This is a genomic window from Clostridium sp. YIM B02551, assembly GCF_022324735.1.
Lineage (GTDB): Bacteria > Bacillota > Clostridia > Clostridiales > Clostridiaceae > Clostridium_T > Clostridium_T paridis.
Genome location: NZ_JAKGTF010000005.1, coordinates 204,875 through 218,868, shown reverse-complemented (window position 1 = coordinate 218,868; position 13,994 = coordinate 204,875). Strand labels below are relative to the sequence as shown.

At 30.9% G+C, this 13,994-nt stretch carries 5 protein-coding genes; 4 read left to right on the top strand and 1 reads right to left on the bottom strand.

The window, feature by feature from the left end; genetic code table 11:
- Positions 1-109: 109 nt before the first annotated feature.
- From L1S47_RS08065 to L1S47_RS08055, 3 genes are all read left to right on the top strand, one after another.
- On the top strand, positions 110-2,452 hold the full coding sequence (locus L1S47_RS08065; protein ID WP_238883108.1) for an ATP-dependent DNA helicase: 2,343 nt from the start codon (positions 110-112) through the stop codon (positions 2,450-2,452).
- Positions 2,453-2,590: 138 nt separating this feature from the next.
- Positions 2,591-3,817, top strand: a complete 1,227-nt coding sequence (locus L1S47_RS08060) for an MFS transporter (RefSeq protein ID WP_238883107.1) — start codon at positions 2,591-2,593, stop codon at positions 3,815-3,817.
- A gap of 128 nt (positions 3,818-3,945) precedes the next feature.
- Positions 3,946-12,585: a GH36-type glycosyl hydrolase domain-containing protein gene (locus tag L1S47_RS08055; protein ID WP_238883106.1), complete on the top strand. Its 8,640-nt coding sequence runs from the start codon at positions 3,946-3,948 to the stop codon at positions 12,583-12,585.
- Positions 12,586-12,631: 46 nt separating this feature from the next.
- Here L1S47_RS08055 and L1S47_RS08050 read toward each other — a convergent pair whose 3' ends face one another.
- A complete protein-coding gene (locus tag L1S47_RS08050) occupies positions 12,632-13,519 on the bottom strand; it encodes a demethoxyubiquinone hydroxylase family protein (RefSeq protein ID WP_238883105.1) in 888 nt (295 codons plus the stop codon).
- Between the two features lie 179 nt (positions 13,520-13,698).
- Between L1S47_RS08050 and L1S47_RS08045 the strand changes: the two genes are divergently transcribed.
- Positions 13,699-13,917, top strand: coding sequence for an asparagine synthase (locus L1S47_RS08045; RefSeq protein ID WP_238883104.1), 219 nt, complete (start codon positions 13,699-13,701; stop codon positions 13,915-13,917).
- Positions 13,918-13,994: the final 77 nt, after the last annotated feature.

Sequence of the window (13,994 nt, the reverse complement as noted above, 5' to 3'; positions counted from 1 at the left end):
AATGTCCAGAAACTGATATTTTCAATCAAGAATAAATTAAGTTTCCTATAAAAAATCCTATAACAAATTAAATAAGAAATTATTTTTAGAAAGCTTAATGAGGTTCAAAATGGACAATGGAGGAATAAGAATTTCTGTTAGAAACTTAATAGAATTTATATTAAGAAGAGGAAGTATTGATAGTAGTTATATGGGTAACAAGAGAGCTCAAGAGGGAACAAGAGCGCATCAATATCTTCAAAAAGAGAATTCTAAGATTTATGAAGAATATAAAAAAGAAGTTTATTTTAAACATATTTTTGAAAGAGAAAGTATGTCAATTTCTGTTGAAGGAAGAGCAGATGGCATTATAAAAATAGATGACAGAATAATAATTGAGGAAATAAAAAGCACAACAAAAGAACTATTACTTATAGAAGAAGATAATAATATGCTTCATTGGGCACAAGTGAAATTTTATGGATATATGTATCTAATAGAAAATGATGAGAACTCCATAGAGTTGCAGCTAACATATATTCATCTAGATAGCAATGAAACAAAAAAATTTAATAAAGTTTTTGAATTACAAGAATTAGAGGAATTCGTTAACTTTGTAGTAGATGAATATATAAAATGGGCTCTTTTTACCTTGGACTGGGTAAAAGAAAGAAATGATTCAATAAAGAGTTTAGAATTTCCATTTGAAAGATATAGAAAAGGACAGAGAGAATTTGCAGTAGTGGTATATAACACAATTAAATCAAAAGGAATGCTATTCGCACAGGCACCAACGGGTATAGGTAAAACTATATCAACATTATTTCCAGCAATAAAATCCTTAGGAGAAGAATTATCAGACAGGATATTTTATTTAACAGCAAAAACTATAACAAGAACTGTGGCAGAAGAATCTCTAAGATTAATTAGAGATAAGAAAGTTAGAATAAAAAGTATAACTTTAACTGCAAAAGATAAAATATGCTTTAATAGTGGTTCTAGCTGTAGTGCAGAGGAGTGTCCTTATGCACAAGGGTATTATGATAAGGTGAATGAAGCTCTTTTTGATATTATAAATAATGAAGATGAATTTACAAGAGAAAAGATAGAAACCTATAGTAAAAGATATGGGATATGTCCATTTGAGTTTTCGCTTGAAATATCTAACTGGAGTGATGTTATTATTGGTGATTATAACTACGTATTTGATCCAAGAGTTTATTTAAAGAGATTCTTTGATGAAAGTTCAGAAAAATATACCTTTCTAATAGATGAAGCTCATAATCTAGTGTCTAGGGGAAGAGAAATGTTTTCTGCAACTTTGGAAAAGAGAGCTATACTAAACGCAAAAAAAATATTAAAAGGTGAAAAAAAATTAATTAAGTATTTAAATAAGATAAATACATACTTAATATCATTAAAAAAAGATGCTCAAGATAAAACTGTAAAGGAAATAATAGTAGATGAGCCAACAGTACTTTATGAATATATAAGAGGATACCTAAAAGAATGTGATGAATTCCTTGTAACTCATAAGGATTTTCCAGAGTATGAGCAGATATTAGATTTATATTTTCAATTAAATACATTTATAAATATTAGTGGGTTTTATGACGAAAATTATTTGACTATAGTTAAGTTAGATGGGGAAGAACTGATTTTAAAGTTATTTTGTATAAATCCAAGTAAAAATTTAAGGGAAGGGATGAACAGATCAAATAGCAAAATAGTATTTTCTGCGACACTTTCCCCGGGAAATTATTTTATAGAATTGTTGGGAGGAAGCGAGGAAAGTTATAAAATGAGTCTTCCATCACCTTTTCCAGAGAAAAATCTTTTGACATTAATTGCGCCAATATCCACGAGATATAAGCATAGAGAAGCAACTATAAATAAAGTAATTTCTATGATAATAGAATTTGTGAAGGCTAAAAGAGGAAATTATATGTGCTTTTTTCCATCATATAAATACATGAAGCTAGCTCAAGAAATTTTGGAAGCTAGAGGCGAAGATATAATATTTATTATGCAAAAGGACAATATGAGTGAGGAGGATAAAGAGGAATTCTTGAAAGAATTTAAAGAACCAAAAGATAAAAGTCAACTAGGCTTATGTGTTATGGGAGGAGTATTCTCTGAGGGAATAGATTTGACAGGAGATTCGTTAATAGGTGCAATAATTGTTGGGGTGGGCTTGCCTCAAATATCCTTTGAACAAGATCTGATAAAGGATTTTTTTAAGGAAAAGGGAGAAGGATATGATTATGCATATACTTATCCAGGAATAAACAAAGTTATGCAAGCAGTAGGAAGAGTTATCAGAAGAGAAGAGGATAAGGGAGCTGCGTTACTTATAGATGATAGATTTATTAGTAATAAATATTTGAGATTGATACCAGAAAATTGGAGAGATTTGAAAATAGTTAGAGATAAAAAAGATATAACTAAGGAAATGGATGATTTCTGGAACTAATTATAAATACTTAGGAAAGTACCATATTAAAGGTTATATGGTACTTTTTTCAGGACTTCAATCGTTACTATTGAAGTATATTAATTGATGATATATAGTTATATGTATTACTTAAAAATAGCCTAAGGGGGGGAAGGAATGTTCAATAAGTTTAATATATATAAGGGTCTACCAACAACTATATATATAGTATTTGCAGTGCAAATAATTAATAGATTTGGCGATTTTGTTATGCCATTTATGACGTTATTCTTAACTAAAAAATTAGGTATGTCATTAGGCCTAGTTGGTGTAATAGTAATGGTAACATCATTAATTACAATACCGGGATCTATGCTCGGAGGGATTTTCGCAGATAAATTAGGAAGAAAAAAGACGTATATATTTGCACAAACTGCATCAGCATTATTTCTCGTGCCTTGTGCATTCTTAGGCACATCATATATAGTAGTAGCATTTCTTATGATATCAACGTTCTTTAATGGAGCAGTAAGGCCAGCCTTGCATGCAATAATTGCAGATGTTTTGCCACCAGAAAAAAGACAAGCAGGGTATTCTCTGCAATACTTAGGAATAAATATTGGAGTAGCAATTGGTCCTATTGTAGCAGGGTTCTTATTTAATAATTTCCTTCCGATGCTTTTTATAGGAGATTCATTAACATCATTTATTGCATTAGGACTAGCATATATTTATATAAAAGAAACTAAACCTAATCTTACAAAAGGGGAAAATAATCCTAAAGAAAAGCCTAAAAATGATAATATGATAAAGATTTTATTAGGAAAACCAGAAATATTAATGTTTTTAACTATCTATATTGTATTTACAGTAGTATCAACTCAAAGTACTTTTGCATTACCACTGATGATTGATAAGGTATTTTCTATAGATGGCGCAGAAAAATATGGGGTTCTAATGAGTGTTAATGCAATTACTGTTATATTTTTCACAGTTTTTATTACACGATTAACAAGGAGAATACATTCATTAATTAATATTTTGATTGCAATAATGCTTTATGGAATTGGACTTGGAATGATAGGTATTATAAGGTCATATACACTATTTGTTATATCCACTGTAATATGGACTATAGGAGAAATTCTTATAGTTACAAATTTTGGGGTTTACTTGGCTAATAAAAGTCCTTCAGACTATAGAGCGAGATTTAGTGCTATCGGAAGCTTGAGTTGGGCGATTGGGGCTTCAATGGGTACTTCATTAGGAGGAAAATATATTCAAAAACAAGGAATTATAGAAGTATGGCCTTTAGCATTTGTTTTATGTTCTTTTTCAGCCTTTTTAATGTTTCTTCTTTATTTGCGAAGTACTAAAACAGAGGAAGTTAGAGCGGAATCATAAAAAATATAATTAAGAAGTAATTTATTTATTTCGGCAGAGTAGATTAGCTACCTGCCGATTTTTTTACATATTTTTATATTCATAGGGGATAATAAATTTTACAGTTAGAAAAATAAGGAGTGTGTGGAATGTTCTATATTTATATAATTCTTATATTATTCATAGCCATACTTGGGTTTTATCTATTTTTTAAATATAAAGGCAATGAAGAAAATAATTTAATGGAGGATGTTCCATCCATAAGTGTAAGTCAAGAAGACTTAGAAAAACATGCATTAGAAATATCTCAGCACTTTAATTTAGTAACAACTAGATCTAATTCTAGAAGAAAACTTTTGAAGAGCTTAGATAGAAGTTATAGGAATATTATCGAAACATATGAGTTTATAGATAATGAAGTGAAATATAAAAAAGAGGTTGTGGCAGCAGCAGAATGGATGCTCGATAACCTTTATTTAATTGAAAAAGAATATAAAGATATAAAATATAATATGCCTAATTCTTATTACAAGGGGTTACCTGTAATAAAAAAAGGAATAATGAAAGGATATCCTAGGATATACCATATAGCGGTAGAACTTATTTCCCATACAGATGGAAGAATATATGAAGATACAATAGAAACATTTATAAATGCGTATCAGAAAAACACAATACTTTCAATGGGAGAGTTATGGGCTCTACCTATTATGATTAGAATTGCATTAATTCAAAATATAAGCAAGATTGCTGAAAAGATTGTATATGCACAAAAGGAAAAGGAAAAAGGAGAATTATTAGCAGAAGAATTAATAAATGCTTATAACAATAACAGATTGAATGATAAGCTACAAGAATTAAATGATAATACAGTCTACAGCTCACATTTTATTGAGAAGTTTGTAAAAATTTTAAGAAATAATGGAATAGATAGCATTGAACTATATGAATGGCTAGATAGCAAGTTAGAAATTCAACAGACTACAACAGATAAAATAATAATTGAAGAGCATCAATTGCAGGCTGCTTTTCAAATGTCTATAGGTAACTCAATAACAAGTATAAGAGAAGTTGGAGGAATTCCATGGAGGGATTCATTTGAGAAGTTAAGTTTAGTAGAAGGAATATTAAAGCAAGATCCTATTAAAATATATACTTCAATGGATTTTGAATCTAGGGATAATTATAGGCATATGGTAGAAAAAATAGCTAAGAACAAGAATGTACCAGAGATTCTTGTTGCAAAAAAGGCTATTGAATGTGCAAAGAATTCTAATAATGTAGAGGAATATAGAAAACATATAGGATATTACCTTATCGATGACGGAATAAATGAGTTGAAATATGCTATAAATCCAAAAGCCACAATGGATAGAAAGTTTAATGAATATATGAATAGACATAAAGTTAAGTTGTATGTGGGTACAATTTTTATACTTACAGCATTATTATGCTTTTTGGTTTTAGCATTGGTTTCAAGAGCTGATAGGAATGTATCAGCAATTGTTTATATAGTAGAATTTTTGGCACTTATAATTCCCTGCAGTGAGATAGTAATCTCCATATTTAATTGGAGCATAAATAGAATATCTACTCCAAGATTTATGCCCAAAATTGAATTTAAGGATGGTTTACCAATAGAATGTTCAACAATAGTTGTTATACCAACACTATTAACAAGTAAATCTAGGGTAAAAGAATTAATTAGTGACTTAGAAGTTTACTATCTTGCAAATAAAGAGAAAAATATATATTTTGCATTATTAGGAGATTTTAAAGATAGTCTGTTTAAGGAAGAGATACAAGATGAAGAAATTGTTGAAACAGCATTAGCAGAAGTTAAAAAACTCAATGAAAAATATTCTGATTCAGGTGAAGATGTTTTCTATTTCTTTAATAGATATAGACAATTTAATGAAAAGGAAGGAATATGGTTAGGCTGGGAGAGAAAACGTGGAAAGTTAATGGAGTTTAATGCTCTCTTAAGGGGAGATAAAAATACTAGCTATAACATAGTAAGTGGTGATATAGAAAAACTTAAAAGTATAAAATATGTAATAACATTGGATGCAGATACTCAGTTACCACGAGATATTGGTAAAAAGTTAGTTGGAGCTATGTGCCATGTTCTTAGTAAACCACATGTAGATAAAGAACGTAAAAAAGTCTTAAGAGGATATGGACTTATGCAACCACGTGTCAGTGTAGGAACAATAGAAGCTAACAAAACTATATTTTCTAAGATTTTTTCAGGTGAAACAGGAATAGATATGTATACTAGCGCAATATCAGATGTTTACCAAGATATATTTGGTGAAGGAATTTTTACAGGTAAGGGAATTTATGATATTGACGTATTTAATTATATGCTAAAAGATGAAATACCTGAAAACAAGGTTCTGAGTCATGACTTGTTAGAGGGATCATATGTAAGAGCAGCATTATTAACTGATGTTGAGCTAATTGATGGATATCCAGCATATTATAATTCTAGCTCTAAGAGATTACATAGATGGGTAAGAGGAGATTGGCAAATTATTAGTTGGATAACCAAGAAATCTCCATTAAATTCATTATCAAGATATAAGATATTTGATAACTTAAGAAGAAGTCTTTTGGCACCAGCAATAGTATTATTAGTTGCACTATCATTTTGGTTATTCCCTTCCTCTGATAAAGGATTAGTTGTGGCATTATTGGCACTTTTATGTCCTGTAATATTTGATGTATCAGAAGCAGTGGTTTCACCAGTTAAAGGGATAAGTTTATCAGGAAAAATAAGTAATTGCATGACGGCTATTGAACAAATGTTTCTAATATTTTGTTTTTTACCATATCAAGCATATCTAATGTTAGATGCGATTATTAGAACTTTATATAGACTTATTATTAGTAAAAGAAATTTGTTAGAATGGCAAACAGCTGCTGATGTTGAAGCTAAACTAGGCAAAAATCTGAAAAGTTTTATTACTGCTATGTGGCCTGGAAGTTTAATTAGCTTAGTAATCTTAATATTGTCCTTTGGTGTTTCTACACAATCTGGTGTATTAATGATACCATCATGTGTTCTTTGGATTATAAGTCCAATAATTGCTTACTTTATAAGTAAGGAGATAAAACCTAAAGAGTATATTTTAAAACAAGAAGATATGAAACTGCTAAGAAGGTTTAGTAGAAAAACTTGGGCTTACTTTGAGGACTTTGTGAATGAGGATAATAACTGGCTTGCCCCTGACAATTTTCAAGAAGACCCTCCTAAAGGAGTGGCTACTAGAACATCTCCTACAAACATGGGAATGGGGCTTACTGCGAATTTGGTGGCTTATGACTTAGGCTATATTGGAATGTTAGAGACTGTCGAAAGGCTTGAGAAAATAATTGTTAGTATGGAAAGTTTAGAGCAGTATAAAGGTCACTTTTATAATTGGTATGATACTGTTAGCAAGGAGCCATTATTCCCTAGGTATGTCTCAACTGTTGATAGTGGTAACTTGGTAGGATACTTATGGTTGGTTTCTGAAACCTTGGATGAGTATAAAAAATCTTTTATGATTAACGTAAATAAAATTCAAGGATTATATGACACATTTAATTTGACTAATAAAGAAATAGAAGAACTAACAGGAATCAAAGAACTTAATAGTGAGGATATTAATGATATAAATGAGAATGAATTTGATATTATTACTTGGAAAAACATATTAAATAAATTCAGTAACAGAGTAACTGAAATAGGAAAATTACAAGATGGAAGACAATTATATTGGAACTCTAAAGCTAAAAAACTAATTGATGGATATAGTAGAGAACTGACAGAACTATTTCCATGGGTAGATGTGATAGATGGAGAGGAAAAAGATACATCAAGTATAGTACAAAATCTTAAAAACTTATTATCGCAAACACCACTTTACTTGATTAATTCTGAAATTGAAAAGATTGAAAATGATATAGAAAGAAACATGAGGAATGATAGCTTAGAAAGAAGTCAAAAGGACAAAATGAATAAGCTTAAAGCACTACTAGAAGAGAGTAAAGAAAGTGTTTATAAGTTTATTAATAAGATATCAGAATTAAAAGCAAGAATAGATAAAATGGCTGAAGATACTAATTTCACTATGCTATATCATAAAAATAAACATGTATTTGCAATTGGATATGATATTGAAAAAGATTCATTAAGCAATTCGTATTATGATTTACTTGCTTCTGAATCAAGGCAAGCAAGTTTTGTTGCAATTGCAAAAGGCGACGTTGAACAAGAGCATTGGTTTAACTTAAGTAGAGCAATGGCCTTGATAGGCAACAAAAAAGGTCTAGTTTCTTGGAGTGGAACAATGTTTGAGTATTTTATGCCATTGCTAATTCTTAAAAACTATCCAGATACTTTACTTCAAGAAACCTATAATAGTGTTATTTATGGTCAAAAAAGTTATTGCAAAGACAGAAATGTACCTTGGGGAATATCAGAATCAGCATTCTATACCTTCGATGCAGCTTTAAATTATCAATATAAGGCATTTGGAGTACCTGGAATAGGGTTAAAAAGAGGACTATCAAATGAACTAGTAATATCTCCATACTCAACAATTATGGCATTACAGATAGATTTACTAGATTCTATAGACAATATGAAAAGACTTATTAATGAAGGAATGGATGGAAAGTATGGTTTCTATGAAGCTTTAGATTATACAAAAGAAAGAGTTCCTAAAGAATTGAAAAAAGGCATAGTTAAGTGCTTTATGGTACATCATCAAGGTATGAGTTTGATGGCTCTAAACAATGTGTTAAATAATAATATCCTACAAGAAAGATTTCATAGAATTCCTAGAGTGAAAGCTACAGAGTTATTACTACAGGAGAAAATTTCAAAGAGGATAATCTATAACAGAAAACATCAATTTGAGCCAGTAGAGTTTAATATTGAAAAACAACCAATAGTAATTAGAAAATTTAATACTGCAAATACACAAAATCCAGAAACTAATATTATCTCAAATGGTAATTATTCAGTTATGTTAACTAATAGTGGAAGTGGTTATAGTAAGAGAGATGAATTGACTGTTTATAGATGGAGAGAAGACTTGACACTAGATAACACAGGAATGTTCTTCTATATTAAAAACTTAAATTCAAATGAGTATTGGAGTGCAGCATATGAACCTTGTAAAAAAGAGGGAGATGGCTACGAAGTTAAGTTTTCATTAGATAAAACTGAATTTAAAAGAAAGGATGGAAACTTAAATACTAAATATGAAATAGCAGTATCACAAGAGGATAATGCAGAAACAAGAAAAATATCTATAACTAATAATAGTGAGCATTCAAGAACCATCGAACTTACTAGCTATATGGAAGTTACACTAGCACCATATAATGCAGACATTGTGCATCCAACCTTTAGTAATCTATTCATAAGAACAGAGTATGTTGGGGAGCCAGCTTGTGTTATTGCAAATAGAAGACCAAGAGCTAAGGGTCAGAAAAAACCCCATGTGGTTCAAACAGTAGCAGTTCAAGGGGAATTGCTAGGAAATATTGAATATGAAACTAGTAGAGCTAATTTTATAGGTAGAGGTAATGATGTATCTAGACCCTTTGTAATGGAGAATAGTGCTCCGCTTACTAATACAACTGGAGCCGTACTAGATCCTATAATAAGCATGAGAGTAAGGCTGGAGATTAAGGCAGGTGAGACCGCTAAGGTAGCATTTACAACAGCCTTAGGAAACTCTAGAGAAGAGGTAATAGAATTAGCTAAGAAATATAGTCAAATGTTTAATGTGAAGAGAATATTTGAGATGGCATTAACCCAGACACATTTAGAAATGAAGTACTTGGATATTAAGTCTACACAAGGAAACTTATATCAATATATGGCTTCAAAGATACTATTTATTAATCAATCTTTGAGAGAACGTGAGAAGTACATTAAGGAGATTAGAAAAGCTCAGTCTTCCTTATGGCCATACGGTATATCTGGTGATTTGCCAATTTTACTATTAGTATTAAGGAATCAAAAAGATTTAGACTTGGTAAGGCAGTTGCTCAAAGCACATGAATATTGGGCAACTAAAGGGTTGAAGGTAGATTTAGTTATTTTAAATCTTCAAAATACAGTATATACCCAGCCGTTGCAAGATGGAATAAGGGATATGATTACTTCAAGTCATGCTAGGGATAAAGAAAATAAACCAGGAGGGGTATTTGTACATAGTAAAGGAACTATGTCTAACGAGGATGTGGATTTCCTTATAGCTATAGCAAGGCTTGTTATAGATGCTGAAAAAGGTAGTTTAATGGAGCAGCTTAAGATTAAATATCGATATAATCAAGAAGAAAAGTTACTACAAATTAGTAATAAAGAATATAATGCGAAAGCTTTCAGATTTGATGAAAGAAATTTAGAATACTTTAATGGATATGGTGGTTTTGATGTAGAGAAAGAAAAATATACTATCATATTGAAGGAACATAAGAATACTCCAGCTCCTTGGATAAATGTAATTTCAAATGGGGAATTTGGATTCCATATATCTGAAAGTGGAAGTAGCTACACTTGGTATAAGAATAGTAGAGAGAACAAGGTAACTACTTGGTCAAATGACCCAGTAACAGATCCATTAGCCGAGGCATTATATTTAAGAGATGAAGTGAATGGAAAACTATGGGGTATCACACCAAAACCTGTGCGAGATCAAGGAGAATATATTATTGAACATGGATTTGGATATTCAAGCTTTAAGCATGAGGCCAATGGAATAATTGGAGAAGTAACATATTTTGTTCCGGTTGATGAGAGCGTTAAGATAGGGTTAGTAAAGCTTAAAAATAATTGCGATGAGAATAGAAGGTTATCACTATCATACTATGCACACACTGTATTAGGAGTAGTACCTCAACAAACAGCTCAATATATATCTACATATTTGCAAGATGGTAAGTATATATATGCACAAAATCCTTACAGTGAACATTTTGGAAGAGCATATGCATATTTAACAATTGCAGGTGGAGAAGAAGCATCCTTCACAGGAAATCGTACTGAGTTCTTTGGAAGAGGGGGTATAATTGATAGACCAAAGGCCCTAAAGTATGAGAAATTCAGTAATTCTGTTGGTTCAGGTTATGATCCTTGTCTAGCATGTAATACAAAAATAGAAATAAATCCAGATGAAGAAATAGAACTTGTGATAATACTTGGTCAAAAAGAAAATATAGAAAATATTAATAAGATTGTTGAGGAATATAGCAAAATAGAAGTTGCAGAAACAAAATTAAAGGAAATTAAGGAATATTGGAAAGAATTGCTTCATAGGATACAGGTTAAAACGCCAGATAAAACAATGGATATACTGCTTAATGGCTGGTTAATGTATCAAACAATATCTTGTAGATATTGGTCTAGAACAGCCTTCTATCAATCTGGTGGAGCAATAGGCTTCAGAGATCAACTTCAAGATGTTATGTCCATTGGATTTTTAAATTCAGAATTTACAAAGGATCAAATTTTGCATAGTGCCACAAGACAATTCGTTGAAGGCGATGTTCAGCATTGGTGGCATCCAGTAGTCAATAGTGGAATAAGAACAAGATTTTCTGATGACCTTTTATGGCTACCATATGTGACAATAGACTATATTAAAAATACTGGCGATTATAGCATATTAGAAGAGGAAGCTGGTTACCTAGAAGATGAACCGTTAAAAGAAGGAGAAGATGAGAGATATAAAGTTACTCCAGAGTCAGATAAAAAAGGAAGTATATATGAGCATTGTGTAAGAGCTATAGAAATATCATTAAAATTTGGACCACACAATATACCACTTATGGGAAGTGGAGATTGGAATGATGGTATGAGTACCGTTGGAAATGAAGGTAGAGGTGAAAGTGTGTGGTTAGGATGGTTCTTATATAGTATACTTAATGATTTTAAGGAGATATCAAAGCATAAAGGTGATGATGAGAGAGCCAATAGATATGAAAAAATGAGAGATTTTATAGGAGAGAATCTTGAGGAGAATGCTTGGGATGGTGGATGGTACAGAAGAGCTTACTTCGATGATGGTACTCCATTAGGATCAATTGAAAATGATGAATGTCAAATTGATTCGTTGTCTCAATCATGGTCAGTGATCTCTGGAGCAGGAAGAGAATCTAGAGTAGAAGAGGCTATGGCAGCTTTAGAAAGATATCTCGTTAAAGAAAATATGGGAATGGTTCTATTATTAACACCAGCATTTAATAATTCTATATTAGAGCCAGGATATATAAAAGGATATGTACCAGGAGTTAGGGAGAATGGAGGACAATACACTCATGCAGCAACATGGGTTATACTTGCAATGACTAAGCTAAAGTATAATTCTAAAGCTTGGAGAATATTCCATATGATAAATCCAATTAACCACTCTAAGTCATATCTTGAGTGTGAAAGATATAAGGTTGAACCATATGTAATGACTGCTGATATCTATGCAACAGAAGGGCATGAAGGCAGAGGTGGCTGGAGTTGGTATACAGGTGCATCAGGATGGATGTATAGGGTTGGTATCGATGGAATACTTGGACTTAAGCTAAGAGAAGGAAAGGGATTTTCAATAGAACCTTGCATACCAGATGAATGGAATGGATATGAAATAAACTATAGAAAGGGTGGTTGCACTTATCATATTCAAGTGAAGAGAGGAGAAACCAAAGAAATATATTTAGATGGAGCTCCAATTAAAGATAATATGATACCGTATTTAGATGATGGTGAACATGAAGTTGAAGTAATAATATAGAACAAATAAATTAAGGTGACTAGGATATCTAGTCACCTTAATTTATTTAAATAGAAATGCCTAAGAAATGTTTTATGGCTACGCCTATGATAAATGCAATAAAAGAAACGCCTATACTTATAGAAGCCATTTCAAGAAAGCGTCTTTTGAATGGGGCATCTTGCGCAACAGAAATATAGTAATTAAAGGCTGCAATTATTAAAAGAGTAGTAAGTACCATAACAATAGTTGCTAGAATATATTCAGAGTCATTAAAGATTAAGAATGGTAAAACCAATAAGAGTACAGTTATTATATAGGATATACCTGTATAGGTAGCGGATTTTGCTGCATCATCTCGTCCTTCAGACTTAGAAGCTAAGTAATCAGATGAAGCCATAGAAATTGTAGCAGATATACCAGTAACTAAACCTAGTAATGCTATTATTTTTGTATTTTGAATAGCTAATATTAATCCAGCTAAAGTACCTGTTATTTCAACTAATGCATCATTTAATCCAAGGACAATAGAGCCCACATATTTAAGTTTTTCTTCATCAAGCATAGCTATAAGCTCATCTTCATGACGTTCCTCTTCTTGAATAATTTTTAATGCTTCAGGTATTTCTTTAGATATAATAGAATAATGTTTTGCTGATATTTCTTCACTTTTTTCCATAAGCTTAATAGCGAAAGTAAAACCTAGTATTCTGCTTACTAATGTATACCAGAAAACTTTTAGCTTACTTGGAGAAGCATCTTTATGTGTATATTTCATCCAAATAGCGCTATGCTTTTTTTCATCGTTAGCTATGTTTTCAAGTATTTTTTTATTACTTTCAGACTTAATTTTTTTAGCAATATTTTTATAAATATGATAGGCAGTGATCTCTTCCTTTTGTACTATTTCTAGTATTTCTTTTGTTTCATAAGTTAAATTTTTTACTTCTTTCATGATATACCCCCAATTTTAAGCTTGTATATTTTATTTAAACAATAGATAATTATTATTAATAAATAGTATATATCTATTATACCATGCTTTTATGCAATTGGAAATGAAGGATAGATGTTACAGAGAATAAAATAAAAAAATGGATAAACTATATAATGAAAAAATAAGGAGGGATATTTATGAATTATAGGAGACATCATTCTGGAGTAAGAGAAGGATTAATACCCACAGCACTAGGAACTGCTGTAACAGCTGGAGCTATAGCTGCACGTTGTATTGATATAAAGCAACACCATGGTATGAAAAGAAGAGATGTATTACCAATGGTAGAGACTGCAATTATAGGCTTTGGATTAGCACACATAGTACTAGGAGCTATAGATTTATTACAAGATTAATGGCTAAAACTACTAAAGTTTATCAAAAACTTTGGTAGTTTTTTGTATATTATTAATATGTATTTATTGACAAAAAT